The organism is Sphingobacterium multivorum (assembly GCF_900457465.1).
Taxonomy (GTDB): Bacteria; Bacteroidota; Bacteroidia; order Sphingobacteriales; family Sphingobacteriaceae; genus Sphingobacterium; species Sphingobacterium multivorum.
Map to the genome: position 1 here is coordinate 476,992 of NZ_UAUU01000011.1, position 26,199 is coordinate 503,190.

Genomic DNA, 26,199 nt, shown 5'->3' on the forward strand with positions numbered 1-26,199 from the left:
GAGTTTCTTACCCTTTTAGGGCAGATCTTAGTTACTTAAATACATTTTAAAACACCTCCGATTGAATCGATTTTCTCAATTCTCAAGAGTCCCACTTCTTACATAAACTAAATAACTTTAAAGGGCATATCGCCCAGATCCTAATCACTTCAAATTGGGATAATAAGTATTAGTCTTTTTTTATTTCTGTTCCAACGCAATTCCCATTTACTTCCACTAACACCATCGAGGTCCGGTATGCTTTCTTTGATTCGTTTCAAGAACGAAGGTAAGACGTGTTACGGATCCTAAAGGTCAAAGCGAGTTTTGAAAAAATAATCTCCAGCCCTTTGGGTAGTATTTTTTTTTCAAAAACCTTTTATCCTCCTAGCCACTAACCTTCTTCTCTTCATGAAAACGAAGCAAAAGCATACTCCGGCTCTTTAGACGAATAAAAAAAATGTCAGCTATGGGAATTAAAAAGCATTGGAAACAGAATAAAAAGGAAAACGAAAACAAGCACCTCCTCTCATCGCCGAATAAATCAAAAAAATCTATTCATCAACCATTAAAGCATTAAAGACATGCTACATCAATTAGATATCACAGAAGCTCGGGTTTATGTTGGAACTTTTCATAAGTATAGTACAGGATCACTGTATGGCAAATGGCTTGAATTGTCAGATTATTATGATATAGAGGAGTTTTACGAGGCATGTAAGGAACTTCACGCAGATGAAGAATATCCAGAATTCATGTATCAGGATTATGAGAACATTCCCGAAGACCTTATTAATGAATACTGTATCAGTGCAAATATTTTTGAAGTTCTTGACGCAGTAGACCGAATGGATCAAGATCATAAAGAGCCGTTCTTGATTTGGTGCGATAACCTTAATAGGAACTTAGCCAAAGAAGAAATTTATGACCTAATATCTCGCTTTGAAGAAGACTATCAAGGTGAATATGATGATGAGGAGGATTTTGCAAGGGAGATAGTGGGAGAGCTGTATGACCTCCCCTCAATTGCCAAACAATATTTTGACTACGAGGCATTTGCAAGGGATCTTTTCATGACTGACTACTGGTTCGACGATGGCTTTGTCTTCCGTAAATCATAACTAAATTTTTCAACCAGGCGATCCGATCTTGGGTCGCCTAAATAATTCAAAAAGATGAAAACAACGAATAAAAATAATATAGGCGTACTAACATATAAAAAATTCGATGAGAATGTTCTGTCGAATTCCAGTTTCGATATTAAACAGCTATTCAAAATAATCCTTCATGATAAAGACTTTATTCGGTTCGAGATTTTCGACAAAAACAAAAACTTACTACTTACAACAAATCCATGTGATGACGCATCGAATGTAGTGATTATTCACTCAGCGAAGGTATACCGTGATGAAGAGATTAAGTGGACAAATTTCAATGCATATCGTACGCCCATGTATATCTATGGTAAAAAGATAAAATGGAAAGTGAACCATAGGGTATTTAAAACGAAGAAATCAGCCGTAGATTTTGCTGGATTTACGAATAGAAATATTGCGGCGATCATAGAAAAATTCATTGATCGAGACTAACTGCAAAAGATCCTAAAAACAAATTTATAAATAAGAAAATCATGAGTAGTCAAAATTTTTCAATAGAAAGTGTTCTATTTGGGATTGAAAATATCAAAGGCCCAATAGAGTTGGTTCAATTTTCAAATCGCTTAGCATCACATGAAGGTATTATGTCTTTTAACAGAATGGCTATAGTAAAATTCTCAAACCCCCAAATAAATAAAGCCCTTCCAAATGGCGTACCTACAGATGAGACTTTGTTAATAGCGAATGAAATAGGCCCGTATTTGGATATTTATCTGTGTATTAGAAGTGGGAAAAGTTGCTGCAGGATAGCAACAGCACATTTCCCTGGTGGTGAATTGTATATACATGACGAGTATCGACATACTATACTTCTAAATAAACTTAGCGATAAGCAAATCAAAGATCTATTCAACGTCGTTCGTGAAGATCTTTCCATTATTCAGCCAAAGGCAATTTTTACAGAATTCTAGGCATTTAAAAAAGTGAGAATTATAGTATTTTATAATTCTCCCTTTTCAATCAAAGAAAAGGCCCCTGCACTTTCGTACAGAGACCAGGTTCTCAAGTTTTTATTTATTTTTTTGATAAAAATCCTATATAAATCTGTAAAAATTTAGGCTTCTTTAATGCTTCTCACATTTGAATTTTCACTGTCTTCATTCGAAGATGATTTAAGATTTAAAAGTTCAGCGCGAAGCTTAGCAATTTCGTCGTCTTTTGACGAGAGAATACCCTTAAAAACATTGACAATTTCTTCAACGGGATGAATATTATAGTTATTAACTTGATCATTCAGTATATTGTTGTTAATAATTGCATTTTCATCAAAACCTTTAATGGCTTCAACACTGGCTTGCAATACTTCAGAAACTTTCTTTAATTGTTCCTCACTTATTTCTTTTTTATTCTCCATTTTAGATACATTTTGTTGGGCAATTCCTAATTCCTTAGCAAAAGTTTCCTGTTTCATTCCTCTCAATAAACGAATTTTTCGGATATTTTGACCTATATGTTTTTTAGCAATATTGTACATAACAAAGGAAAAATTGTATTACGAATATACTAAAAATTTAAGATAACATAATTCATTATTTTATCTTGTAAGGTGTATTTTACATCTTCGTTAACCCTACTAATTATTAACTCTTTAATTATCTTTGATCAATATTCCTAACGGAAAAAATGGAATATTATAGAAAAATAGACTAAATTTAAGCACTTAATTATAAAATAATAGGTGCTTATACGAGCCTCGCACAACAAATCTGACAAATTTCCCAGCGAGTGTGAGTAGTGTTACCTGACCCTATATTTCAATAGGGTCGGTACCTGCTTATGTTCTAATGGGGAGCCCTTCCTTGGAAGGGTTGGCTTTGTCAGAGCCAGTTGCATTAGACTTTGTAGGACCGGCCCTATTGTTTTTTGTAGCAAGAATAATTTTGTTTAAGAGGCTCACTAAACTAGTGAGCAAATGAAAAAACAATTATTTAAGAATATTATAAGATCTCCTGAATAATCTTTCCGAGTAGCCGGCAATGTTTGGCTTAATAGCTATTGGGTGCAAATTACCAATAATAAACACCTTATGAATTCCACTTCAACGCCCTCTAGCTTTCAAATCAATAAATTTTATTAAATGCAGGTTTGGCTTAAAAAATAACTGATGCATTCAGAATGGCATAGCTATGCCCCAAACATGCGGTTAATTATCTGAGAAATGATGCCTAAATATAACTATTTGATCCAATTTGATTTGGAACTCTATGATATTTACCGAAAAGGATATAATCCAATTGAGAACGTGAAAAGCTTTTGGGAGCAGTATTCCTTAAGTAAAGTTTACGAAAGTATTGCAGCATTACAATCTGACATTCGTAATGAGGCAAAGATGAAATATAATCCACTGTTGACTGAATTTTCTATCCATCTACTCCGGGTCTTGATAGCATATCTTATGATCCATATATCTGAAATGGATTTGAGTAAAGTCTCAATTTCAGTAGATACAAATAAGGAAGAGTTGGAGATATTTAAAAGGATCTATGATTTCTTCCAACGTGTAACCCCTTCTAATCCCAATTCCTAGAATTATGAAAAAAACTAATCTTAGCCTACTGCTACATATCCAAATGCTTAAGATCATGATGATTGTGGTTTTATATGCTTTATTAGGCACTGTAAAGGTATCCAGTCAATCTTTGTCGCTGTCAATTGATGTCAAGAAAGATACGAGCATTCATCCGTTAAATATAGGCGATCCTATTCCTGATAAACTTTGGAATACGGTATTGCCAGTTATGCATGATCCGCAGCAAAAGGAGCATATACAGCTCAAAGATTTTCAGTCAAAAAAACTCATGATCATTGACTTTTGGGCGACTTGGTGTGCACCTTGTATTGCGTCAATCAAAAAACTTCAAATTATTGAAAAGAAGTATGCCGACAGGTTTGCCCTTATACCGGTTACCTATGAGAAGCTTGATCTGCTACAGCGACAAATGGCAAAGCTCAGCTTTCATCCGTTTAGCGTGTATTCGGATCCGCAATTGCTCCAGTATTTTCCACATCGAAGTATTCCGCATCAGGTATGGATCATGGACAATAAGGTTGTCCATATCGGCGCAGCTGTAGATGCAAATGAAAAAAATATTGCACTTGCACTCGATGGGCATCTTCCTCAAATGGAAGTCAAAGCCGAATTTATGGACTTTAGCCTGACGAAACCATTGGATGAATTTGCCAAGCTTATTAATACTCCTATCTATAAGAAATCTGTGATGACGGGTTATATAAAGGGTATAGGCGGTAATAATGGGATAATGCAGGCCAATGGTCAGAAGCTGTTGTATTATAATAACGCATGGGTATTGAGTATGCTAGCATACTCGACTGGTATGCCGCTCAATAGAATATGGATAGACACGGTAAAACGGTCTAATACCAATTTCATAAGCCAGCAGGGCTGCTACCAGCTGATTGCTCCTGAAGCAACACCCGATGATCAGATGAAAGCTTGGTTTCTAGCGGATTTAAAAGCTTCCTTTAACTGTGATGTGGGTAAGCAATGGCGGAATATGATGGTGATGAAGATCCTGAAGAAAGAAAATTGCGCAGTACAGAAGCTTGAAAAATTAAAGCACCATACAGATCTGCGATCCTTACTCGCGTTGTTAAATACCAACTTCAAATGGAAAGTAGATCTGCCGATCTATACAACAGATCTGTCCTTAGAAACGGTCTTATATACCAATGAACCCATTCCTACGCTCGCCAAGGATGAAGCGCTATTGGCTGAATTCTTAAAGCTGAATGGCCTGATACTGAGTCATACCGTTGAATCTTTGGAAATAATTGTTGTTGATCCTAAAAATGAACCTGCACGATGAAAATATTAGTTTACATTATAATCGCAATGCTTGGTCTGGTTTCCCAGGTCTATGCGCAGAAAATCTTAAATGGACGTGTGACCAATATTAAGGGGCAAGCTCTGCTCCACACGACGGTCAGAAATCTAACTTCCAATAGCGCGACGTCTACAGATAGTGATGGAAAGTTTTCCATCGAAGCAAATCCGAAAGACTCTATTCGTATCATGATCTTGGGCTATGAACCTCAAACAATGGCTACAAAGGATTGGCCTGCGGACGGAATAATCCGCTTGGCGAGCAAGATCGTCATGCTCGAAGATGTGGAGGTGGTACATACGGGGTTTCAGCGCCTACGCAAGGATCAGATCACGGGATCAGTGGATGTGATCTCTGAAAAGATGCTCAATAGGACGACTGGAACAAATATTCTGTCGCGTATTGAGGGGCTTTCGCCAGGTATTCAATTCAATAAAGGAGATGCTGCCGAGACTGATGCATTTTTGATCCGGGGACGCAGTACGATTTCAGCAGAGGCTAAACCGCTCATTGTGGTAGATGATTTTCCCTACGAGGGGGATATCAGTCAGATCAATCCCAGTGACGTGGCCTCGGTGTCTATTTTGAAGGATGCAGCGTCGGCAAGTATCTGGGGCGCTCGGGCAGGAAATGGTGTGATCGTCATCAAAACCAAACAGGGACTGAGCTATAAATTGAAGATTGATTTCAAGTCTGACTTTGCCCTGCAGAATAGGCCTGATCTGAACAATTTAAACTGGATTAGGTCAGCGGATATGATCGAGTTTGAAAAGCTGCGGTTTGCGCAAAGTGCCTACGACAACTTATTGAATGGACCTTACTACCTCACGCCGATCACACCTGTGGTAGAGCTGTTATTTCAAAAAAGGAATAATCCCAATGACGCGACGATAGATGCCCAGATTGAACAAATGAAAAGTAATGATGTGCGGAAGGACATGGCGCAGTATCTATACCGACCACGCTTTCGGCAGCAATATCATGTGGCGATTTCAGGCAGGACGAAGCAGGTTTCTCATATGACTTCGGTGGGTTATTTTAAGGAACTTTCCAATTTTCGTGGTACAGCGGATGATAGGCTGACGATAAGGACCAACAATACATTTCGACTTTCACCCATAATCGAGCTTTCGCACAATCTGCAGTATACGCATGCAAGACAACAGGCTAATGCGAATCCGGGCTATCTGATCATGGACAATCGTGAAATCTATCCGTATGCCTCACTTGTCGGTGCGGATGGTAGCCCAAAAAATGTTTATCTGAACCACCCCAAAGCTTACTTGGATACAGTGGGAGCAGGGCATTTAAAGGATTGGTCTTTTAATCCGGTACGCGACCTCAATACTGTAGATAACAAGGTCGCTGGTTATAATCTGACAAATAATATTGCACTTGCCATCAAGCCAATCGCGAATCTATCGGTCAGCCTGCGGTATCAATATCAGATCGGCTCTGATGGTAACGACAATCACTACAAAAGCGATTCATACCTTGTCAGAAGACTTTCCAATCAGTATGCCTACAAAAAGAATGGAAACTGGACGAGTGCTATTCCCAAAGGCGGGATATTGGACTTCAATGAAAGTACGCTACAGTCGCATCAGGGACGTTTACAGCTTGATTACAACAAAAGAATCAATGCGGATATGCGCCTGGATGCTATTACCGGATACGAAATCCGGGCGAAAATCGAACAGGGCAAATATGGTCGCTACTATGGCTATGTCGATGACCGTATGTCTGTAGTGAGGGACGTGGATTATATAACGAATTTCACTTTGCTGAGCAATGGGGCATTAGCTAAAGTTCCCGCTGTATCGGGGGTAAATAAGCGGACAGATAACTTCTTGTCTTGGTTTGGAAATGCAGTAGTCTCTTATAAGGATCAGATTTTTATTTCGGGTAGTGTGCGCAAAGACGAGGCAAATCTATTTGGTGTGGAGACGAATGCCAAGGGGACACCTTTCTGGTCTGCAGGACTGCGCTATGAGACGGGACTGTTGGATCGGTTGGCGCTAAGGGCTTCTTATGGTGTCAATGGGAATATATCGCGAATGGCTACCGCAATGACGACCATACAATATATTTCCTATACGATTTCGGGACTACCTGCTGCCAGGCTCAACTCACCGCCAAACAAAAGCCTGCGCTGGGAAAAGATCAATACAGCTAATTTTGGTGCCGACTTCTCGGTTTTTAAAAACCGCTTATCGGGCTCATTGGATTACTACCTAAAAAATGGCCGTGACCTGCTCTCACAGTCTCCTATGGACCCTACATTGGGAATAACTTCTTTCTTCGGAAATGTCGCTTCAATGGATGGTCACGGATGGGATTTAACGCTTCAGTCGCGAAATATGGAATCTGCTGTGACATGGAATACATTCCTCAATCTGAGTTATACAAACAGTAAGGTGAAAAAGTATCTGATGCCCAAAAGTGCATCACCCTTACCATATCTAGGCAGCTCAGGAATCAGTCCACTGGAAGGGAAACCGCTATATGCTGTTTTCAGCTATCCTTGGAAAGGGCTCGATCCCAATAATGGCAATCCGCAGGGGATAATCAGTGGTGAAATTTCGGAAGATTATAAAACTATATTGAACAATACGCGCATAGAGGATATGGTCTATAATGGTCCGATGCAATCACCTTGGTACGGCTCTTTGCGTAATGAATGGACTTATAAAAATGTAGGTCTTTCGGTCAATCTCAGTTTCAAATTTGGCGGTTATTTTCGTACTTCTTCTTTTTTTAGTTCAGCTTTATTGGCTGGATTTAATGCACATGGAGATTATGCGAAAAGATGGCAAGTGGCAGGGGACGAACAAAATACGAATGTCCCATCGCTTGATTTAACAGGAAACTCAGATCGCGATCAGTTTTATAAATATTCTTCGGTATTGGTCCAAAAATCGGACAATATTCGGGTTGAAGATATATTACTCTATTATTCTTTGCTGCCTGAAACTACGCGCGGATGGGGTATTCAAAATGCTCGTTTTTTTGCGCAGGTGCAGAGTCCTAATTGGGCCTGGATAGGCAATAATATGGGTATTGATCCCTATTTCAATAATATGCCAAAGTCTCGGCCTACTTATGTTTTCGGTATAAGTTTTACATTTTAAGTTGCAGTGATTATGAAAAATTTAATACTTATTTTTTTATTGTTTATGGGGCTGTTTTATGGCTGTTCCAAAACAGAATTTTTGGATGCGAAGCCTGATCAGAGCTTGGTGGTGCCATCTTCACTGGAAGATTTTCAGGCTATACTGGATAATGATTTTGATATGAACGGTGTGCCGAATGGATTGGGTTTGGTGCCCGAACTCGGGGAGATTGGATCGGATGATTACTATCTGACAACCGACCTGTATCAAAATCGCCTGACAAGTCTCTATCGCGACTTTTATACCTGGTCAAAAGATGCGAATTCGGGCGATAACCTCAACGATTGGGATAGAGGCTACAATTGTGTTTTTATGGCCAATATTGTGTTGGACGGTCTATCACAGATGAAAGCTGGGAACTATGATTTGGCCCGGTGGAAGGAGATACGGGCTGCGGCATTATTCTACCGCGCGCATGCCTTTTTTCAGCTTGCGCAGGTTTTTGCTTATCCTTTTGGTTTGGCTGATATGGAGCCATACGGTATTCCGCTTCGGTTGAATGCCGATGTCTCCGAAAAGATAAAACGTAGCACAGTACCCGAAACTTATGCGCAGATTACCAAAGATCTGGAGGATGCTGTTGAGGCGCTGCCGCCAACTTCTTCTTACAAAGAAAGGCCGTCAAAGACTGCTTGCTATGCACTGTTGGCGAGAGTGTATCTTTCTATGCGCGATTATGATAAGGCTTTGGCTGCGGCAGATGCCAGCCTGAATATCGTGGATGGGCTATTGGATTACAATAAGCTCTCGGCCTCGGCCAACTATCCTTTTCAGGGATCAGCTATTATGGATACGGAAGTGCTGTTTAAAAGTACCTTCGTGACCCGATCTGGAATCACAAGTCCGCTGAGTATTTTCATTGCCAAAATTGATTCCAACTTATATCAAAGCTATGTGAAGGAAGATCTGCGGAAAGGGGTATTTTTTAGAACGGCAACGCCTAGTGGTTTTCGGTACAAAGGAAGTTTTTATGCCAGCACAGCTTTTTTTGTAGGACTGGCCACAGATGAGGTTTATCTGATAAAAGCCGAATGTCAGGCAAAACTCGGAAGGACGCAAGATGCTGTTGAGACGATTGAGAAACTAAGAAAAAATCGATTCGCGGCGAATTCAGATCTGTATAAAGTACCTGCGTCTATTGCCTTAGATCAGCAATCATTGCTGAAATTTGTGCGCGATGAACGCAGACGGGAGTTGATTTTTAGAGGTTTGAGGTGGACGGATCTCAGGAGATATAACATGGAAGGAGAGTCGTTGACCATCCATCGTGTTTTGGGAGATGAAAGGTACACACTCAATCCTAATGATAAAAGATATGCTTTTCTCATACCAAGTCTGATCATAGGCTATAATCCCGATATGGCTCAAAATCCAAGATAGATAAATGCAAAAGGCTCCAAAATAAAGATTGGAGCCTTCTGTTTTGTACCGCTTGTTAATTAATTGTTCAGCGGTTCGCGTTCAATAGTCTGAACTGCTGACGTACCATCATTAACAGTAGAAGCACTTGGATTGGTATTAAGTCCTTTCATACAGATTTCAGTGTCTGTAACTGGAGCTTGACAATCTGGGCTCGATGGCTGCGTCGGACTTTGACCGATAAAGCTGTAACTTCCTGCAGCATCTCGATGATACCAATACAGATTATCGGCTTTTTTAAAGCTGTTAAAGCCGACAAAGGATGCCATTGCAACGGCCACAGCTACTGCGGCTTTTGCATTAATTTTGAATTTTCTCATATGCATAGCATATCGATTTTTTGGTTTAATAAAATGTATTAGTTTTCTCTTTCTGACCCATCATTAACACTGATCAAGGACGAGAAACCTTTGGTCTTTTGGCAGACGAGCCCTTCTGCCGAGCCAGCCTTGGGCTCAGCTTCCGATGTTGTAGCTGTTGCTAATTTTTTATGAACCTAACCTCATCATCAATTTCCTCTGATGCGAAGCTTTATCTTTCTATCAAGCAATAAACCTGTAATACATGTAATCGTGATCAGGCCATTGACCCAGAGATGGGCTTTCCAGCTAATGGGAAATTCAAGGATGCAATCACAGGGAAGACTTCCCCAAGTATCACGCAAGGCAAGGAGGACGTAGCCTGAAAAAAACAAGCATCAACAGGAGTGTCAGCCAAAAACCGAATCTTTTTGTCGCTTCAAAAATAAAGAGGATACCGTTGGCCAATTCCACGGCTGGTAGGATATACGACAGCATAATGCCATACTGATCTTCAAAGGGTTGTCTGATCATCGAAGCACGGAATTCGACGTAGGTAAATACCTTTTTCGAGCCGACATAAATCCACAGGCTGAGCAGGGCAAAAGTCAATACCTGCAAGACAAATTCCTGTGGATGCTCTTTGATGTATGAAGCCAAATAAATGAATTTACGTCTTAACCAACTAGGTGTATTCATTATTTGAACTTCTTCTGAAGTTGCAGTTCCACTATTCTGAATATATTTTCCGCGTTGCTCCATCATCTGTTTTTATCCTTTATTAAGTTTGATAATGCTAAATTACAGTAATATGAACTAGACCGTTAGGTAGAAAGGGATGTGCAAGAAGGTAGAAAAGTATATTTGATATCTCAGTCTATTTGATTGGATATAAAACTTTAGTCATTGGTGATTTTTTTTTATGAAACTGCTTAAAGTTTAAGGAAGTTAACCCCGTTTGGTTTTTAATAAAAGCATTCAGTTCCGTTGTACTACTAAAACCGCATTCTTCTGCAGTGGCTAAAAGTTTATCTTCACTGACAATTATAGACGCAATATGGTCTAATAAAACCTGATGACGGTAACTTATAAATTTACATCCGTAGTGTTTTTTGTGCTCGTCATTGAGATGATGCCTAGTTACTAAAAGAACCTCAGCAATATCACATAATCTAGCCTTTGCCCCCTGATGCAGAATCATAAGTTGTAGTAAATTGCGAGCTCGGTCAATCAGCATCTCATGTTCATCATCACGTAATTTAAATCGACTTAGTTGAATTAGAAAGATGATATTTTTTAAGATGAAATGCTCATTGTCCAGTATATTGGGGTTAATCTTGCTAAATAGCAATTTTAATTGACCTTTAGTGATTTCACCGACCCGAAAAGTAACACTAGTAATCGACCGCTTTGATTGCCCCTTTTTTGCATTTATCAAATCTTGCAAAAAGCTGAAGTGCCGGTTGGCAGGTGGTCGGAATAGTCCGGCATCTAAAATAAAGCCGACCATAATATGATGCCCTTTGGGTATTTTCAATTTATACTCTCCTTTAGCCAGATAAAGATAAGCACCTCGTCCTTCTTCAAAATCCATCATGAAATCTTGAGTGCTATGAATTTGCCTTAGTGGGGAATTGCTCAATAAAGGATAGACAAGATGAAGATCACCCATAGATGTACACACTGGGATATTTTCTTCGCGTTCTATCCAGAATTCGTAGTAATAAAGATATCCATATCGCCCATCGAAGGTAAGCTCACTTATGCTGTTCTTCTGATTCGTCCAATGTCGTTCATGCGCATTACGAATTGGATAGGTAACAGATTGTCTTGGCTGATCAACAGCTCGATATTCTTGTGATAAGGTGAAATCATAACTTCTTTCCATAAACTCCTCTCTGTTAATGTTGGAATAGGTTTAATAGCTTGATTAACCGTTATTTAATAGTTAAGATGTTATTTTACTAAAATTTTAATGAGTGACCAAAGATAAATGTAGAAAGGTTTTGGGAGCCTGTGAAGAGATGTTTAGATACTGTGAATTTTTATGTATATGGAAATTTTTGATTCACAGGCTCACAGAACCTGTGTGTTCAAAAATGAATCTTTTGTCTTGTTTTTCTACCAAATTAGGCCTTGTGATCACAACGCTTTCATGGCCTGAAAGCAAAGTGACCAAACTGGGCAAGTTTGGTACTGAGCGAAAACAAAAGATGATAAAGATAATGGAACAGCTTTTTAATGAAATGCAACAATTAGCTGATCAAGCACTTTATACATTTTCCAATTTGGAAACAATAAAGTTCATGATCGAATCTGCAGAAGAAAAATGTAGTCTATACTACTTATAAAATCTAATTGGTGATCCGGACACCTTATTTTTTAGCAATTTAAACAGATAGAACATGAATTTCATTAACCAAAATAATAATCAAAACCCTTCGTCAACACATAACAAGCTATTTTTTAGTTCTGAAAGATGGATTAGAGGGCTAAAATGCGCCTCTCTTTTTTATCATTGGGAGCTTGTTAAAAGCTACGAATCAGTTTTCAATTTATTAAAAATGTATCAGCATTGGTCTAGTCAGGAACGTCATCAGGTTAATGATTTGTTATTAAAACATCTTATTGATATTTGGCCATTTACTGATAGAACCATTCGAATATGGAGCTGTATGCATATCGGACCATATGGAATGATTGCTAGGGTCCTAATTGTACTTGGGTTCAAAGTGGCTGTGTTGCTTCGCTCAGATGTCTATGAGGAGCAAGTAGCTATATATAGAAAACAATTTAAACTTTCATTTGGAAAGGATGCTACAGAAAGTGATTTATTATTTATAAGATCGGACGTTGGAAATCCTTTATTAAGGTTAAAGGATGCCATTAGTAAGGGGTTTCAAGTGGTTATATTTATCGACGGACAGCTTAGTAAAAATGAGCATGGAAAGGGTTGGGCTAAAGTAAATCTTTATAATTCAGATATAAATCTAAGGGAAGGTATTCTAGGATTGAGTTACTGGACCCAGATTCCGATTACGAGTCTATTTTTAACAATAGTTGATGAGAAAATCAAATTGCGGTATGTTCAAGATATCGCTGTTAAAAATAAATTAGATTATCATAACGTTCTTCAAAGTATTTTCAAACCTATCCATCACCTTAAAATTGAAGAGCTTATTCAGTGGGAATTTTTGCCAATTATATTTGATCATACTACCATACAAGACGGATATAAAAATATCAGATCTAGTTTATGGTTACCATTGTATATGCAAAATAAAGAAATGCTTTTTGATATTACAACTGGTCGCTCAGTGTGGGTTGCTCAAAATGAATTTAAGATCATATCTGGTAAGTTTAGGGCGTTTTTTAAGTAATTAACTCTCTTTTATAAGAAACAAGTAGTATTTTCTTTAAACTGTAAAATATTTTTTTTACTAATTTTATAGTTGTTGAGATTAATATTTGTTCTACACACCTAAACTTATAATGATAAAACAAAGTCTTCTTAAACCATTATCAAGACGTGTTCATTTCGCATTTTGGACAATTTATTTCATTTGGATCTCCGCAGTAAATATTTACAAATATGGTTGGGGGCATACGTATGTTTTATTTGTTTTGTGTCCTATAATGTTGTCAATCAGTTATTTAAACAGAGGGTGGCTGCGTCAGTTACTGTTTAGAAAAATTGAAGTTCTACAAGTAAGTAAATTGTTAAGTTATTTTTTAGTCACTGCTTTTTGTGTTTATCTGGCATTATATGAGTTCCCAACAGAGCTCAGTAGAAAGATTTTAAAAAATCCTCAATTTTTCAAGCTTGCAGATTTTGCTATAGATATCATAACGTTTTATTTAACCTTTGCGCTAAAAGGTGGATTAATATTGATCATGGAAATTTTATATAATGTTACGGTTAGCATATTCATTTATTTAGGGTTGGTTCGTTCAAACTTTAGGGAAGCCACAAAAGTAAAGGTCTTTCGTAATTGGATTACACATTTCATGGGTAATTTGACACAGAGTTTTGCGCGATCGGTTAGAAAGAATCCGTCAAACTTTACACATGTAGACTCTTTGCTTAAAATCGAAGGTTATGCTTTGCGACAGTTGAATTTTCGGAATGACATCTTGGGAAATTTGCAAGATGAAATAAAATATCTAAGGTTGCTGATGGTTTTATATGATGAAAAAAATATTAAACTACAATTAGATATTGAGAATATTAACAGACGTATAATTCCGATGATGTTGATGAGCTTATATAAAAATATGGTAAAGCATGGAGATTTTAGCCAAAGTAATATACTAGCCATTATTTCAGTGTCAACCTTTGAGGATAAACTTGAAATTAAATGTAAAAATAAAATTTCGGAAAAGTCTGCATGGATTTATGGCGAAGGGGGCACGGGATTGAAGCAACTTCAAACGTTGCTACGTCTCGAATATGGTAAGGCCTTTACTTTGTTGGAAAAAATAAACGAGGGAATGTATTATCTAAATATTGAGATAGATTTTAATTATGAAAACGATAAAGAGGGTGTTAAAGCAGGAGAATAGACGTAAAAAAATAAGAGTCGGAATTTTGGATGATGATCCTGAGATGGTAGAAGAACTGAAAGAATGTGTTGATCTTACAGTCAATTTTGAATGCGTATTTTCATCGACTAATCCAAAAGAAACATTATTGGCACTAAGAACGCTCAAACTTGACGTGTTGTTTTTAGATATAGAAATGCCTGTAATCGGAGGCTTGGATATTTTACCTCAGCTTGAGGATCTAAAGGTGAGTAATCCTGGAATTGCTAATATGCAGGTTGTAGTATGCAGTACCAATGAGGCTGTAGGTGATAAAATGTTCCTCTATGGAGTAACTGATTACTTTTTAAAACCTTTTGAAAGGGATCGTTATTGGAAAGCTATTAAAAATGTGAAAACGAAACTTATGGGATTAGGGTTAAATGATCTTGATGAAAAAAATAATTGTTTTTTTTACGGCAGACGTGGAAAAGAAAGGCGGCGGTTAGAATATGACGATATACTTTGTATTGAAGCTAAAAATGAGCAGAGTTGGATATGGTTAGATGACAAAACCTTTATTGAGGTTAATGAATCTTTTGGAGATATTCTTACACGATTACCAAAATCAAAGTTTGCGCAAATTCATCGCAGTTTCGCTGTCTCTCTTGACCAAGTAACTGGTATTACATCAACACATGTGTATTTATCTGAAATTGAACTTAATAGAGGGGAAAAAGGTAAGTACAAATATTTTGATAAATGGATCGAAGACAATATTATAACGGGCATACTAAATAAATCTGGGGAAATACGACTGAAAGCCAGAAATCATCACGTTAGTGATTAAGAAATTTTATAATTGATTGAGACTTTTTTTAAGTGAGTTGTTTTGAACAAGACAGTGTATTCTAATTGGTCCACAAGTAAATGGTTGTACAAAATTGAAGAGGTATTTTGTACAACGCAAATTTCAAATCATTTAAGTATAACTTTGACAGAGTTTTTAGGGTTTCTAAAAGCCAATATGGTTTATTTTCTTTCCAGCTTTACAGAAATAATTGGGGATTCCGCTAAAAAGGCAAAGATAGCCCTTTCACAGTTAATTTTAACCGCAAATAAGATATATGGAAATCTAAAAAATATTACCAAAACGAATGTCCCTATAGAAAGATATAGTTATATAAGAAAGATTTATATCGAAATGCTGTCAATTATAGATTCATTATTAAATGACTGTGAGCGCTTAAATGAAAAATTGCTTAGAGAGCTACCCTTAACTAAATACTCTTCCTTTGTAGGAAAGGATCTGTTTAAAAAGGACCTCGCAATATTGAAATCCAAAATACATAGCTCATGTATCAATCATGATCTTTCCAAACTTGTTTTAGGAACACTTCGAAATGTAATAGAAAAGAAGGAAATAAAGAGAGGAGAACTCAAATATGCAATGCTGATCTTACAGGAACTTTTAAATTTGGAGAACCTTGAGACAGAAAAAATTGAAAATATTCTTATCCAATATGATTTTAATTCACCGAAGTTTTTTAATTACTGCGCTAAGAATTGCCTTCTTCAGGCAACCGAAAACATAAGTCTACATACGCAGATGGAGGTACTGATCTCTTTGGAAGAACGATTGAATATTATTCCTCAAAAGCGTTTTTTGAAGCTTACAATGGAGGATGAGTCTATTCGTCGACAATTAAAGAATTTTTATAAAGAAAAAAAGGAAAGCTTGAAGGAAAGAATGGAATTGCGGAGAAATGAAATATTAGATTCAAAACTATGGCAGGATAATGAAAAAGCTTTGATAAATCTTTCGGTTCCACAAATGGGGCTTATTATAAGATTATTTATGGAACAGGGGATTATTCCACGTGAGGATGTCGGAAAGACTTTTAGTTATTATGCTAAACATTTCAGGACTCCTCACGCTAGTTTTATTTCTGCCGAAAGCCTACAAAAGAAGTCGACAGACGTAGAATTTGCAACGGCGAAAAAAATGAAAAGTCAGTTAATCGGTATGGTAAACTGGTTGAACGAGCATTATAATACTTCCAACTACAAAGATTCATAATTTCCTTTTTTCAAATTCATCCAATAAACCTGCTCTTTCCAATAGCAAAAGAAGATCAGAATACCATATGTAATTGAAGTTCTTGTCTTTTCGTAATTCTGGTAGATTAACATTCATGATATCTTCTAAGGTATTCATACCTAAAATATTTGATCGGTCGAGAAAATCCTGTTCAATATTTAGAGAAGATAGGTCAATTTTTGGCGTATTCATAGTTCAAAATTAAAGCAAAATTAGCCATTGCTAACTAATATTGATATCCATCATAAATATAAAAAATCTATGTATATCCCTATTCATTATTGATTAAATTTCCTCATTCTCATATTTTTCATATGAATATCTAAATAATGAAAATTATGAAAATATGCATTTAATGCCACTCAAGCATTTTTTTTGAAAGGGGGTGAAAGGGTTCTTTTCACCCCCCTTCACTGTTTATGCCTACTTCATTTTTCTTGCTTTGCAACCAATGGGACAATAAACCCATGGGAATTATGAAAACAAGGGAACTGTTTTTTTTAATGAGGCAAGCAACAGAGGAAGGTGTATCTAGAGCATTATCAATTACTGGCTCTATGCCTAAATCAATTAACAAATCTCAAGCTTATAGGCAGTACGGCCGTAGCAACATTGATAGATGGATCCTTGAAGGTATCCTAGTCCCCTTATCGCATCAATCTTCTCAAATTTTATTTGACCCAGAAGAATTGAAATCTATTTCTGATTCAAGCAATCGCATTACCTATCTGCAAGTGGCAGAAAGATAACTCAGCTTGCCGTGAGGCAGCAATTCTTGTTCTTTGACATTTGGGGATGAAGCATTATCCTGATAAAAAAGGAAATTATGTGAAGAGAGAGTTTTTTCATTTGGAAAAAGTCTCTCGAGAGCACATAGGCAGGCAATAGCCCGATCTGTACAGATTGACGTGAGTAGTCCCGACCATTTAAAACATTAAATTTTGATTGGATAAATACCTTAAGTATTAACAATTTTTATTACACTATTCATTACCTAAATGAATATTACCCTTACACCTTTTCAATTACAGAAACTACTATCTGATGCTTCGGAACTTGGCGCTCTCAAAGCATTAGCAAAAGTTGGAACGATTAAGCCCTTTCTGAAAAAATCAGAAGCTTTTCGGCGTTTTGGACGCAATAACGTAGAACAATGGATCAGTCAGGGATTGATTACTCCACGAAAAGATGGAAATCACTCAGCGGCCTGGCGAATAGACAGAATTGAAATAGAAATCATCTACAAGGCTAAATCCTCGATGAGTTTCTTTTAAAATATAAACATATTATGACAACAAATAGAATACTATCTGATGAATCATCTTCAAAGGAAGAATTTATCTCCATCAAATCATTATTATACCATCTGGGATTTAAACCAATTGTTTCAAATGAGAAGGAGAGTTTCTACTCAAATATTTTTACTTCAAATAATTTAAAACCAAACAGTTTTAGGTTAGACCATACATTAGATGTATGGTTTGATAAATCAATAGGAAAGGGAGGAGGTATTATTGATTTTGGTAAATATTACTGGCCTAATCTCAACCTCGATGAAGTACGAGAAAGATTAAATTCGTTTTCAACCAGCAAAGAATATCATTTCATGTTCCCAATAAATGATAAGAAAAAGAGGAAAAGAAAGCCTATTAAATTGCCTTACTACCAGGTGGCAGGTATACGGAAGCTTGGTCTGACTAATGAAGTGTCCACATTTCTTCAGGATGCCGGATTATGGGAAATTGCAGATTCAAATTTGGTCGAAGTTCATTATTATGTTAAGGACGAAAAAGGTAAACGCAGAGATTTTTGTGCAGCGGGATGGCCGAATGAGAATGGAGGCTGGGAAGTATACGCCAAAAATTTCAAGTCCTGTATCGGATCTAAGGGGATGACATTTTTTGAAGCCTCTACGAGAAATATTGCCATCTTCCAGCAGTTTACCGACTACCTAAAACATAGAGATCAATTGTATTCACTTTACTCTTCGATTTTAGTACTTAACTCTCCTCAATTTGTTTCTGCCGCCATTAAAAGGGCTAGCAAATACGATAACGTTAAATTTTATTTTGATGGGAACCGGGAAGGTTATAAAGAGGCTAAAATAGAAGTACAGGGTAGCTTGCCTAATTGTATTTTTCTTCCGCTATAAATCAATATTTTTGATGACACAATATATCGATCGAAAAAATGTCGAAGGGTTATCTATTGTGGATTTCCTTGGCCGATTGGGGTACTTCCCTGTCAAAAAATCTGGCAGGGAATTTTTTTACCATAGTATGCTCCGAGAAACCGGTAAAAATACACCATCTCTAACAGTATGGGACGAAGGAGGGAAATGGATGGATCATGGTGGCGCCAATCATACTGGAATTCATGGCGGCGGAATCGTCCAGCTTGCGATGGCTTATTGGCCGAAACATTCTTATTTTGAAATTTTACAAAAAATCCAATATACTTTTGACCATTTTGAAAAAGCCGAAATTCCAGTCTTTGAGTCAAGTAAGGCTCCCGATAGGGAGATAGAAAATATCCTAGAATTTTCACACAGTCAGAAATTGGGTAGAAATTATTCTCTCTCTAGGTACATACAGGAAAGAGGAGTTGATTCTGTGGCAAACGGATTGTTATGGGAACTTTATTACCGCAATAAACTCTTTTCCGATCCAGCGAGATTATTTTATGCGATAGGTTGGAAAAATGAAAAAGATAATTGGGAGATATCTAGCCCAAAGGGATTTAAAGCCAGTATCGGAAACAAAGATATTTCAGTTATACGGGGCAGAACGGATCATCTAGCCATATTTGAAGGCTTTTTTGATTATTTAAGCTGGCTGAGATTAGGTAAAACTGAGTTTCCACCTACCGTTATCGTGCTTAACTCGGTTTCTTTAGTCAAACGTGCTATGGAGCGTATGTGTGAATTCAATAAGATAGATCTTTATCTGGATAATGATGAAGTTGGGAAACAATGTACTTCAACGATAAAAGATTTTTACCCTTACGCGAATGACCGAGCGAATGTTTATTCCGGTTATAAGGATTACAACGAAATGTTAATGGACTCGTTGAAGAACATACATATCCATAAAAATAGATAACTATCGGTATTTACAAATATTCAGATTTCTATATATCCGATTATCTGGATGTCTATCTATACAGCTATATCGCAGTATAAATAACTATGTGGACATATCAATATAGGAAAATCTATTCCATTACATAAATTAATAGATGGATATATTGGAATAGGTTAATCTTCATTACCCTATATATACATTATCATATATATACATAAACAGATATTCGTTTATTTGAATATATAGATCTATTTATATGAAGAAATTAACTGATACAATATCGAAATTGTACGGGTAATAGGAACCTGCCAAGTTCGGCACTTATTCCGGTCAAATTCCTAAAGCCCTGATTAGAATTTGATCAGCTTGATCTTTTAAAAGGCTTTCATCGTCGATAAAACACCTCCACCCTTCCTTGTTTTGTAATGGGCAAGTTGTGTCTTTGTACGTACAGATTTCGCTTTGCTGATCTTGTACCAACAAAAACGAACTTGCCCTGAAACTTATCAGCCTTTTAGGTTGACAAGTATCAGGGAAGGAAAAATGTCGCAACTCCATTTTTCTACTTTCTAAATCTTTGCCCCTTGTTCCTGGGGCATTTTTCCTACATCTAATTTCAACAGCATGTTAAAAAAACACGGCAGCCTATTCACGGGTATAGGAAAGCAGTAGGAGCTACGGAAATGCTATAGTTCCCTAGGTTGCCTATGAGATTTTCAGGACCATTCAGGCAGTTGATAGTTAAAAAGAACCGATATATGGGAAGAAACAAACCACTCAAAACTGAAACGCAAAAAAATAATAGAGTCTTCCGGTTTGAACTGCGCTTAACGGAAAACGAGAAGGCACAGTTCCTTGCCCTTGAAAAATCGCTTGGTATAAACCGGTCAGAAATTGTAAGGAATAGGGTTTTAAATCATTCATCCAGGATGTTGGTTGATTCTAAAACCATACTCCAAATGCTCGATACGCTGGGCTCGGAGCTGGGAAGATCAGGGAATAATATCAACCAGCTCGCCCGCCACATCAATACATTGAAGCTACAGGGTAAACTGGAACCCGGCAAACTATCCCGATTTCCATCTCTCATAGCTGATTATAATAAATATCAGCGACAGATTGAACAGGAATTCAGAAATCTAATGCGGTTAATCAAAGGGCAGCGATGATTGTTAAAATATTATCCTCCGCTAAAAGTTTTGGCGGTGTTCGCTATAATACAGACAAGATTCAGCAGGATAAAGGTGAACTGGTAAAAGCAGCCAATTTCGGTGCGCTTGGAGCCATGACCAGCTTGCGCCCATCTGATTATATCAACTATCTGGAACTACAGACCAGTGCGAGCAAAAAAATAAAGAACCCACAATTTCATGTTGCGATTTCATGTAAAGGCCGCAGCCATAGTAAAGAAGAATTAACAGAAATTGCGGAGAAGTGGTTAAAAGGAATGGGATATGAAAATCAACCCTATTTGCTGATATTTCACAAGGATACAAAAAATAATCATATTCATATCGTCTCAACACGTGTCGGCAGGGACGGGGAAAAAAATCAGCGATAGCTATGAGAAACTTCGTTCCTATGAGGTCCTTAACCGGGTGATGGGAAACGACGAAAAAAATAGAAGCTTTGAAATCCATACAAAATACCCTCCAATACAGCTTTTCCACACGGGCACAGTTTATGATGATTTTGGAAAATCAGGGCTACAGCATTACGCTTAACGCTGGAAAGTACCAGGTTTCCAAATTCGGTAAGAATGTTGGTGAAGTATCGCTGGATGTCATTGACAGTAAAATCGGGCAGTTTCAGAAAGACCTTGATAGATTATCCCAAATACGAGCAATTTTCCACCGCTATAAATTGGCACATGATCCATCCGTGAGAAATTTGTATCGGGAAAACCCGGGTGGAGAAAGAACTATTGATGTTGGTTACACTTCCGATCTGGCAGAACTGTTCAAATCAAAATTCGGCATCCAGATCCTTTTTCATGGAAAACCGGGAAAACCTCCTTATGGTTATACTGTAATTGACCATGCGTGTAGGAACATCTATAAAGGTGGCGACCTGATGCCACTTTCAGAATTTATCTCCGCAAATAATAGCGATAAAACGTTGGAACCTGCCAGGTCTGAAGATTCCGCACGATATGGGTTTAATCCGCCAGCTAATAAATCATCTAGTACTGAAAATTCAATCGTTCTCGATGACATACCGGAAAATGGCAGTTTTCCGGTACCTGATTTCCAGATCGACATTCGGGATGACGTCGATGATGAAGCCATTCATGGCAGAAACCGGAGACGTAAAAGAAAATCCCACACCAATACGCGTTAGCAAAAACATTATTGACCAAACTCTAACATTATGCTTGTACTTATTGGAAACCAGAAGGGGGGCTGCGGTAAAAGTACCCTTGTGCTTCTGCTTGCCAATTTTTTGGCAATTGAGAAACGCCAGGCCCTGACCATTCTTGATATGGATTATCAACAATCCCTATTTGCAAAATCGCAGAAAGCTAAAATTTTGGAAAATGACCCGTTTTATGAAATTATTCCCGCCGCACTTGATGACTTCCCATTAATGAAGAAGAGACTTCTAAAATCTCCAAAGGACATCATTTTAATCGATCTTCCCGGAAAAATGGATGATGATGGTCTTCTTCCGATCTTCACTTCCGCCGATCTCATTATCTGCCCATTTGCGTATGACGAATTTTCAGTCGATTCAACAGTGCTATTTTCAATGGTCGTCAAAAAACTGAACAGACGTGCAGAGGTTCTTTTTATCCCCAACAGGATTAAGACAAATGTAAAATACGAAACCAAGGAACAGGTACAGAATGTTCTGCGGAATTTTGGAACAGTCCTTTCGGAAATTTCGGACAGGATAGATTTTCAAAGAGTCTCAACAGTACATACACCCGAAACGATCCGTTCGGTATCTTATCCGGTGCTTTCCCATATCTATGACCATTTTCTTAAAAGTGACTAATGCCCATGAATATTAAAACACTAGCGGATGAACTGAGGGAAACCATTCGGAAAGATAATAATGAAGGGACAGGCAAAACAGTCCCTAAAAAGAAATCTGACCCCAAAAACGCATTAGATCCTATCATCGAGGAAATACGTACCCACAGGCTGATCGGAAAAGAAAAGCTGCTGATCAGGCTCGACGATAAAACCATATTTCTTCTCAAACAGCTCAAGGTTACCCAGGGAATTGACATGAACAAGATCATTTCCTATTCCCTTCAATACTTCCTCCAAAAACATCCCCAAATTTCAAATCATATCAAAGAAACCCTAAAAAATCTCGAACTATGAACTGGATTCAATTTACACTCTATCTCTCTACGCTTTACCTTGGATACTATGGACTGAACCTCATGTATGATTTTTATCGCAATAATAAGCCGGGTAATGAACCTAAAAACGTCCGAAATGGTGAAATCTCATTTCCTGAATTTCATTCCTCCACGAAGGTGGACCTACTGGAGGAAGATATTCCGGACGACAGCTTCGAAAATGCAGGTGCAATCACAAGTGGCCCGATAGAAAGTTCTGGTGGCGTATCCATCAAAGAATTGTTCTCCCTTGCTCAAAATGACCTGATCGAATTCACAAAGGCAATTGCTTATTAATCAATAATGAACAAAAAGAAAACGATATGGACGGCAATTGCCGTCTTTTTTTTTGTCCACAACCTAATCGCCCAGCCGGGCCTGTCCGAATTCAGGCAGGTCAGCTCGGAGATCAGGGGCTGGTATTTTAATTTTTCCGACTTCGCCCTGGTCCTTGGAGCTATCTGTGGCCTGATAGGAGGGGTTCGGATCTTCTACAACTGGCAGAGCGGAAAAGACCATCATATTGATGCCCAGGTCATGGCCTGGTTCTTCTCCTGTCTTTTTCTTTCCCTGCTGAGTGCATCCCTAAAAGCACTCTATGGAATCAGCTAAAACGCCAATCTTTTTTCCATTCACTTTTTTAATTCCTATTTCTTATGAGAGTAAAAGCAAGCAAGTTACTTGTTTTGGCCGCAATCTGTCTTTTTGCGGAACGTTCCTTCGCCCAAGGAGGAACAGTTGGTATTGACGCCGCCACATCGTCGTTAAATACCTATGTCGATCCCATATCGACATTGATACTGAGTATCGGGGCTGTCGTCGGGCTGATAGGGGGAATCAGGGTCTATATCAAATGGAACAGCGGAGACCAGGATATCTCGAAAGAACTGATGTCGTGGGGCGGTTCCTGTCTATTTCTCATTCTGGTCAGTGTAGTCATCAAGGCATTTTTTGGCGTATGATTCAGAAAAACTATCAATTTTATAAGGGGCTCCAAAAGCCCCTTATTTACCGAGGTTTTAAAGGGAAATTTATTTATTACGCTGTCATTTCCATCATGGGTGGCATGCTCTGCGGAGGTCTTATCGGCGCATTTACCAACATGATACTTGGCTGTCTGGGCATCCTCGTGTTCATGACCCTAGGAATGGTGTATACGATCAGTAAGCAGAAAAAGGGGCTATTCGACAAAACCCGTCACAACGAAATTATTATCCATCCTTCCAAAACACTGTTCAGAAATGAAAAAGCAAAGTAAGCATGCCTTTAATCTACCTTTTGTGGGCATTGATGAATTTATGGGCTTCCCGATCCTCTTTGGGGATAAGGGGGACTATTCAATTATCCTTGGTATTAATAATCCGGTCATCCAGTATGATGCCGATGAAACCAAGTATTCCGCCTATCACCATGCACTCTCCAGTGTGGTCAAACTTTTTGGGGAAGGACATATAATCCAAAAACAGGACGTATTTATCCGTAGAAAGTATCGGCCAGTTCCATCGGAAATGTTTTTGGAACAAAAATATCAGGAACATTTTAACGGTCGGGAATTTACCGAAATCAGAAGCTACATCACCTTTACCAAACAGGTCAAGAAAGGAACATTCTATACTTACGATGAGAAGGTGCTCCATAAGTTTATAAGGGATCTTGGTAAAGTAACTGAGGTATTAAGTGGTGCAGGTCTTCATCCAAGGGTTCTTGGAAAAGCAGAAATCAATCGTCTTTTTTACAGGATACTATCATTTGATTTTGAGGGTACGGAAACTGTATTGGATAATTATCAGTGTCGGGACAATCAGATAAATCTGGGGAAAAGATCTATCAGATGCATTAGTCTGATAGATACGGATATTGTTGAACTGCCGGATACGATCAGTGCGTATGCGATACGGAATGAAACAAACGGCTTGATGGATTTTCCCGTTGACAATTTATTTTTTCTGCACAGGGTGCCAGAGTATAAAGTCATGATCTATAATCAGGTGATTGAAATTCCAGCTCAGCAGTTTACACTGAACAAACTGGAACTTAAAAGGAAAAGGCATTCCAATATGCCCGATCCGGCCAATCAGCTCTATGTTGAAGATATTGATAATTTATTGGCCGATGTGGCGAAAGACAATCAGTTGCTCGTAAATACACACTTTTCGATTTTGATCGGCTGCGATTCTGAACTGCTGGAAAGGGCATCGAATTTTATTGAATCGTCCCTATTTCAGCAGGGGATTATTCCCAGCAGAAATGCTTACAACCAGTTCGAATTATTCAGATCTTCATTACCCGGCAATGCCGTGGAACTACAGGTTTATGACTGGTTTCTGACTCCGGTAGATGCGGCCCTCTGTTATTTCTTTAAGGAATCACTGCCCTGCGATGAAAAAACGGATTTTCTGATCCGGTTTACAGACCGACAGGGTATACCACTTGCATTTGATCCTGCTGACCTGAGTACCAACCGTATTTCCAACCGTTCGAAATTTGCGCTGGGGCCTAGTGGTACCGGAAAATCTTTCTTCATGAATGCGCTTCTGGAACAGTATTATAGGTATAACATGGATATTGTCATCGTCGATACCGGCGATTCCTATCAGGGCCTCTGTACTTTTCTGGGCGGAACTTACCTGACCTATACTGAGGTAAACCCGATATCCATGAATCCTTTTGCCCTGACTCAGGAAGAGTTTAACTTAGAGAAAAAGGATTTCTTAAAAACTCTGGTAGCGCTGCTCTGGAAGGGAGCCGACGGAAAATTGTCACAGGTAGAGGATACACTTTTATCAAACGTTATATCCTCCTATTATTATGAATATTTTTACATCGATCCCGGTCCGCAAATCCCCCATCGTCCCAACGAATTAAATTTCGACTCTTTTTATGTGTATTCCGTTGACAAGATCAGGGATATAATGGAAGATGAATCTTTAAAGTTTGATCTGGATGAATACAGATATGTTTTGAAGAAATTCTTTACCGGACAGGAATTTGGAACCGTGCTCAATAAAAGCGCTGATTCCTCCCTATTTGAAGAGAGGTTTGTGGTGTTCGAAATCGACAATCTTAAGGAGAACAAGACCCTTTTTCCTATCGTTACGCTGGTTATTATGGATTTATTCCTACAGAAAATGAGACATCGGACATTCCAGCGTAAAGCCTTGGTGATCGAAGAAGCATGGAAAGCCATTGCAAGCCCATTAATGGCTGGTTACATAGTTTACCTATATAAAACGGTAAGAAAATTTTTATGGTGAAATCGTTGTCGTTACG

Annotated in this window: 31 protein-coding genes; 26 read left to right on the forward strand and 5 right to left on the reverse strand. The window is 38.1% G+C overall.

All coding sequences use genetic code 11. The features are described from left to right. Positions 1-563 precede the first annotated feature (563 nt). Genes DTA23_RS19025 through DTA23_RS19035 form a run of 3 tightly spaced genes read left to right on the forward strand, consistent with a single transcriptional unit; the run spans position 564 to position 2,047 of the window. The gene (locus DTA23_RS19025) at positions 564-1,100 is read left to right on the forward strand and encodes an antirestriction protein ArdA (protein ID WP_112375675.1); all 537 of its coding nucleotides are present in this window, start codon (positions 564-566) and stop codon (positions 1,098-1,100) included. Positions 1,101-1,154: 54 nt separating this feature from the next. Next, the gene (locus tag DTA23_RS19030) at positions 1,155-1,568 is read left to right on the forward strand and encodes a hypothetical protein (protein ID WP_112375676.1); all 414 of its coding nucleotides are present in this window, start codon (positions 1,155-1,157) and stop codon (positions 1,566-1,568) included. 41 nt (positions 1,569-1,609) lie between these two features. Next, a complete protein-coding gene (locus tag DTA23_RS19035) occupies positions 1,610-2,047 on the forward strand; it encodes a hypothetical protein (protein ID WP_112375677.1) in 438 nt (145 codons plus the stop codon). 143 nt (positions 2,048-2,190) lie between these two features. Here DTA23_RS19035 and DTA23_RS19040 read toward each other — a convergent pair whose 3' ends face one another. Continuing rightward, complete coding sequence (locus DTA23_RS19040; protein WP_112375678.1) at positions 2,191-2,610, reverse strand: helix-turn-helix domain-containing protein; 420 nt, start codon at positions 2,608-2,610, stop codon at positions 2,191-2,193. 684 nt (positions 2,611-3,294) lie between these two features. Here DTA23_RS19040 and DTA23_RS19045 point away from each other — a divergent pair. The 4 genes from DTA23_RS19045 to DTA23_RS19060 are packed head-to-tail and all read left to right on the forward strand — an operon-like array spanning position 3,295 to position 9,534. Continuing rightward, positions 3,295-3,663, forward strand: a complete 369-nt coding sequence (locus DTA23_RS19045) for a hypothetical protein (RefSeq protein ID WP_146753120.1) — start codon at positions 3,295-3,297, stop codon at positions 3,661-3,663. Positions 3,664-3,667: 4 nt separating this feature from the next. Next, on the forward strand, positions 3,668-4,963 hold the full coding sequence (locus DTA23_RS19050; protein WP_112375680.1) for a TlpA family protein disulfide reductase: 1,296 nt from the start codon (positions 3,668-3,670) through the stop codon (positions 4,961-4,963). Then, on the forward strand, positions 4,960-8,112 hold the full coding sequence (locus DTA23_RS19055; protein ID WP_112375681.1) for a SusC/RagA family TonB-linked outer membrane protein: 3,153 nt from the start codon (positions 4,960-4,962) through the stop codon (positions 8,110-8,112). The genes DTA23_RS19050 and DTA23_RS19055 overlap by 4 nt, the downstream gene beginning before the upstream one ends. Positions 8,113-8,124: 12 nt before the next feature. Beyond that, positions 8,125-9,534: a RagB/SusD family nutrient uptake outer membrane protein gene (locus DTA23_RS19060; protein ID WP_112375682.1), complete on the forward strand. Its 1,410-nt coding sequence runs from the start codon at positions 8,125-8,127 to the stop codon at positions 9,532-9,534. A gap of 59 nt (positions 9,535-9,593) precedes the next feature. On the opposite strand, the gene DTA23_RS19065 is transcribed toward DTA23_RS19060, so the two are convergent. From DTA23_RS19065 to DTA23_RS19075, 3 genes are all read right to left on the reverse strand, one after another. Then, the gene (locus DTA23_RS19065) at positions 9,594-9,899 is read right to left on the reverse strand and encodes a hypothetical protein (RefSeq protein WP_112375683.1); all 306 of its coding nucleotides are present in this window, start codon (positions 9,897-9,899) and stop codon (positions 9,594-9,596) included. Positions 9,900-10,229: 330 nt separating this feature from the next. After that, on the reverse strand, positions 10,230-10,637 hold the full coding sequence (locus tag DTA23_RS19070) for a MauE/DoxX family redox-associated membrane protein (RefSeq protein WP_112375684.1): 408 nt from the start codon (positions 10,635-10,637) through the stop codon (positions 10,230-10,232). A gap of 112 nt (positions 10,638-10,749) precedes the next feature. Then, a complete protein-coding gene (locus DTA23_RS19075) occupies positions 10,750-11,760 on the reverse strand; it encodes a helix-turn-helix domain-containing protein (protein ID WP_112375685.1) in 1,011 nt (336 codons plus the stop codon). Between the two features lie 91 nt (positions 11,761-11,851). On the opposite strand from DTA23_RS19075, the gene DTA23_RS19080 reads away from it, so the two are divergent. The 5 genes from DTA23_RS19080 (at position 11,852) to DTA23_RS19100 (ending at position 16,473) form a co-directional block, all read left to right on the forward strand. Further along, entirely contained in the window at positions 11,852-12,223 is a 372-nt protein-coding gene (locus DTA23_RS19080) for a hypothetical protein (protein WP_146753122.1), read from the forward strand. Positions 12,224-12,277: 54 nt separating this feature from the next. Then, entirely contained in the window at positions 12,278-13,252 is a 975-nt protein-coding gene (locus tag DTA23_RS19085) for a hypothetical protein (protein WP_112375687.1), read from the forward strand. 112 nt (positions 13,253-13,364) lie between these two features. Then, positions 13,365-14,435, forward strand: a complete 1,071-nt coding sequence (locus DTA23_RS19090; RefSeq protein WP_146753123.1) for a LytS family sensor histidine kinase — start codon at positions 13,365-13,367, stop codon at positions 14,433-14,435. Then, on the forward strand, positions 14,398-15,243 hold the full coding sequence (locus DTA23_RS19095; RefSeq protein WP_112375689.1) for a LytR/AlgR family response regulator transcription factor: 846 nt from the start codon (positions 14,398-14,400) through the stop codon (positions 15,241-15,243). The genes DTA23_RS19090 and DTA23_RS19095 overlap by 38 nt, the downstream gene beginning before the upstream one ends. Positions 15,244-15,327: 84 nt before the next feature. Then, on the forward strand, positions 15,328-16,473 hold the full coding sequence (locus DTA23_RS19100; protein WP_146753124.1) for a hypothetical protein: 1,146 nt from the start codon (positions 15,328-15,330) through the stop codon (positions 16,471-16,473). Here the strand turns inward: DTA23_RS19100 and DTA23_RS19105 are convergent. Continuing rightward, positions 16,468-16,686, reverse strand: coding sequence for a hypothetical protein (locus DTA23_RS19105; RefSeq protein ID WP_112375691.1), 219 nt, complete (start codon positions 16,684-16,686; stop codon positions 16,468-16,470). The two genes, DTA23_RS19100 and DTA23_RS19105, sit on opposite strands and share 6 nt — an antisense overlap. 284 nt (positions 16,687-16,970) lie before the next feature. On the opposite strand from DTA23_RS19105, the gene DTA23_RS19110 reads away from it, so the two are divergent. The 14 genes from DTA23_RS19110 to DTA23_RS19180 all read left to right on the forward strand — a co-directional run bounded on the left by DTA23_RS19110 (position 16,971) and on the right by DTA23_RS19180 (position 26,183). Then, the gene (locus tag DTA23_RS19110; RefSeq protein ID WP_146753125.1) at positions 16,971-17,243 is read left to right on the forward strand and encodes a hypothetical protein; all 273 of its coding nucleotides are present in this window, start codon (positions 16,971-16,973) and stop codon (positions 17,241-17,243) included. Between the two features lie 249 nt (positions 17,244-17,492). After that, positions 17,493-17,768: a hypothetical protein gene (locus DTA23_RS19115; RefSeq protein WP_112375693.1), complete on the forward strand. Its 276-nt coding sequence runs from the start codon at positions 17,493-17,495 to the stop codon at positions 17,766-17,768. Between the two features lie 14 nt (positions 17,769-17,782). Beyond that, complete coding sequence (locus DTA23_RS19120; protein WP_112375694.1) at positions 17,783-18,646, forward strand: DUF8464 domain-containing protein; 864 nt, start codon at positions 17,783-17,785, stop codon at positions 18,644-18,646. Between the two features lie 13 nt (positions 18,647-18,659). Then, a complete protein-coding gene (locus DTA23_RS19125; RefSeq protein ID WP_112375695.1) occupies positions 18,660-19,595 on the forward strand; it encodes a toprim domain-containing protein in 936 nt (311 codons plus the stop codon). A gap of 740 nt (positions 19,596-20,335) precedes the next feature. Next, the gene (locus DTA23_RS29470) at positions 20,336-20,746 is read left to right on the forward strand and encodes a plasmid mobilization protein (protein WP_112375697.1); all 411 of its coding nucleotides are present in this window, start codon (positions 20,336-20,338) and stop codon (positions 20,744-20,746) included. Continuing rightward, a complete protein-coding gene (locus DTA23_RS19140) occupies positions 20,743-21,138 on the forward strand; it encodes a relaxase/mobilization nuclease domain-containing protein (protein WP_112375698.1) in 396 nt (131 codons plus the stop codon). The genes DTA23_RS29470 and DTA23_RS19140 overlap by 4 nt, the downstream gene beginning before the upstream one ends. A gap of 68 nt (positions 21,139-21,206) precedes the next feature. After that, complete coding sequence (locus DTA23_RS19145; protein ID WP_146753127.1) at positions 21,207-21,917, forward strand: hypothetical protein; 711 nt, start codon at positions 21,207-21,209, stop codon at positions 21,915-21,917. Positions 21,918-21,947: 30 nt separating this feature from the next. After that, the gene (locus DTA23_RS19150) at positions 21,948-22,574 is read left to right on the forward strand and encodes a ParA family protein (RefSeq protein WP_112375700.1); all 627 of its coding nucleotides are present in this window, start codon (positions 21,948-21,950) and stop codon (positions 22,572-22,574) included. A gap of 5 nt (positions 22,575-22,579) precedes the next feature. Then, positions 22,580-22,909: a hypothetical protein gene (locus tag DTA23_RS19155; RefSeq protein ID WP_146753128.1), complete on the forward strand. Its 330-nt coding sequence runs from the start codon at positions 22,580-22,582 to the stop codon at positions 22,907-22,909. Then, entirely contained in the window at positions 22,906-23,226 is a 321-nt protein-coding gene (locus DTA23_RS19160) for a hypothetical protein (protein WP_112375702.1), read from the forward strand. The genes DTA23_RS19155 and DTA23_RS19160 overlap by 4 nt, the downstream gene beginning before the upstream one ends. A 6-nt stretch (positions 23,227-23,232) precedes the next feature. Further along, entirely contained in the window at positions 23,233-23,541 is a 309-nt protein-coding gene (locus DTA23_RS19165) for a DUF4134 family protein (protein WP_112375703.1), read from the forward strand. A 44-nt stretch (positions 23,542-23,585) separates the two neighbouring features. After that, positions 23,586-23,891, forward strand: a complete 306-nt coding sequence (locus tag DTA23_RS19170) for a DUF4134 domain-containing protein (RefSeq protein ID WP_112375704.1) — start codon at positions 23,586-23,588, stop codon at positions 23,889-23,891. Beyond that, positions 23,888-24,187, forward strand: coding sequence for a DUF4133 domain-containing protein (locus DTA23_RS19175; RefSeq protein WP_112375705.1), 300 nt, complete (start codon positions 23,888-23,890; stop codon positions 24,185-24,187). The genes DTA23_RS19170 and DTA23_RS19175 overlap by 4 nt, the downstream gene beginning before the upstream one ends. Then, on the forward strand, positions 24,171-26,183 hold the full coding sequence (locus DTA23_RS19180; protein WP_256604339.1) for a TraG family conjugative transposon ATPase: 2,013 nt from the start codon (positions 24,171-24,173) through the stop codon (positions 26,181-26,183). Before DTA23_RS19175 ends, DTA23_RS19180 begins: the two co-directional genes overlap by 17 nt. The last annotated feature ends 16 nt before the right edge of the window (positions 26,184-26,199 follow it).

Bases quoted from the DNA above. Each gene is read 5' to 3' on its own strand.
- DTA23_RS19025 (WP_112375675.1), top strand. From the start codon at position 564: ATGCTACATCAATTAGATATCACAGAAGCTCGGGTTTATGTTGGAACT.
- DTA23_RS19070 (WP_112375684.1), bottom strand. From the start codon at position 10,637: ATGATGGAGCAACGCGGAAAATATATTCAGAATAGTGGAACTGCAACT.
- DTA23_RS19125 (WP_112375695.1), top strand. From the start codon at position 18,660: ATGACACAATATATCGATCGAAAAAATGTCGAAGGGTTATCTATTGTG.
- DTA23_RS19040 (WP_112375678.1), bottom strand. From the start codon at position 2,610: ATGTACAATATTGCTAAAAAACATATAGGTCAAAATATCCGAAAAATT.
- DTA23_RS19075 (WP_112375685.1), bottom strand. From the start codon at position 11,760: ATGGAAAGAAGTTATGATTTCACCTTATCACAAGAATATCGAGCTGTT.
- DTA23_RS19170 (WP_112375704.1), top strand. From the start codon at position 23,586: ATGAGAGTAAAAGCAAGCAAGTTACTTGTTTTGGCCGCAATCTGTCTT.
- DTA23_RS19110 (WP_146753125.1), top strand. From the start codon at position 16,971: ATGAAAACAAGGGAACTGTTTTTTTTAATGAGGCAAGCAACAGAGGAA.
- DTA23_RS19055 (WP_112375681.1), top strand. From the start codon at position 4,960: ATGAAAATATTAGTTTACATTATAATCGCAATGCTTGGTCTGGTTTCC.
- DTA23_RS19140 (WP_112375698.1), top strand. From the start codon at position 20,743: ATGATTGTTAAAATATTATCCTCCGCTAAAAGTTTTGGCGGTGTTCGC.
- DTA23_RS19065 (WP_112375683.1), bottom strand. From the start codon at position 9,899: ATGCATATGAGAAAATTCAAAATTAATGCAAAAGCCGCAGTAGCTGTG.
- DTA23_RS29470 (WP_112375697.1), top strand. From the start codon at position 20,336: ATGGGAAGAAACAAACCACTCAAAACTGAAACGCAAAAAAATAATAGA.
- DTA23_RS19180 (WP_256604339.1), top strand. From the start codon at position 24,171: ATGAAAAAGCAAAGTAAGCATGCCTTTAATCTACCTTTTGTGGGCATT.
- DTA23_RS19165 (WP_112375703.1), top strand. From the start codon at position 23,233: ATGAACAAAAAGAAAACGATATGGACGGCAATTGCCGTCTTTTTTTTT.
- DTA23_RS19105 (WP_112375691.1), bottom strand. From the start codon at position 16,686: ATGAATACGCCAAAAATTGACCTATCTTCTCTAAATATTGAACAGGAT.
- DTA23_RS19050 (WP_112375680.1), top strand. From the start codon at position 3,668: ATGAAAAAAACTAATCTTAGCCTACTGCTACATATCCAAATGCTTAAG.
- DTA23_RS19150 (WP_112375700.1), top strand. From the start codon at position 21,948: ATGCTTGTACTTATTGGAAACCAGAAGGGGGGCTGCGGTAAAAGTACC.
- DTA23_RS19030 (WP_112375676.1), top strand. From the start codon at position 1,155: ATGAAAACAACGAATAAAAATAATATAGGCGTACTAACATATAAAAAA.
- DTA23_RS19115 (WP_112375693.1), top strand. From the start codon at position 17,493: ATGAATATTACCCTTACACCTTTTCAATTACAGAAACTACTATCTGAT.
- DTA23_RS19175 (WP_112375705.1), top strand. From the start codon at position 23,888: ATGATTCAGAAAAACTATCAATTTTATAAGGGGCTCCAAAAGCCCCTT.
- DTA23_RS19120 (WP_112375694.1), top strand. From the start codon at position 17,783: ATGACAACAAATAGAATACTATCTGATGAATCATCTTCAAAGGAAGAA.
- DTA23_RS19090 (WP_146753123.1), top strand. From the start codon at position 13,365: ATGATAAAACAAAGTCTTCTTAAACCATTATCAAGACGTGTTCATTTC.
- DTA23_RS19085 (WP_112375687.1), top strand. From the start codon at position 12,278: ATGAATTTCATTAACCAAAATAATAATCAAAACCCTTCGTCAACACAT.
- DTA23_RS19155 (WP_146753128.1), top strand. From the start codon at position 22,580: ATGAATATTAAAACACTAGCGGATGAACTGAGGGAAACCATTCGGAAA.
- DTA23_RS19045 (WP_146753120.1), top strand. From the start codon at position 3,295: ATGATGCCTAAATATAACTATTTGATCCAATTTGATTTGGAACTCTAT.
- DTA23_RS19035 (WP_112375677.1), top strand. From the start codon at position 1,610: ATGAGTAGTCAAAATTTTTCAATAGAAAGTGTTCTATTTGGGATTGAA.
- DTA23_RS19095 (WP_112375689.1), top strand. From the start codon at position 14,398: ATGAAAACGATAAAGAGGGTGTTAAAGCAGGAGAATAGACGTAAAAAA.
- DTA23_RS19060 (WP_112375682.1), top strand. From the start codon at position 8,125: ATGAAAAATTTAATACTTATTTTTTTATTGTTTATGGGGCTGTTTTAT.
- DTA23_RS19160 (WP_112375702.1), top strand. From the start codon at position 22,906: ATGAACTGGATTCAATTTACACTCTATCTCTCTACGCTTTACCTTGGA.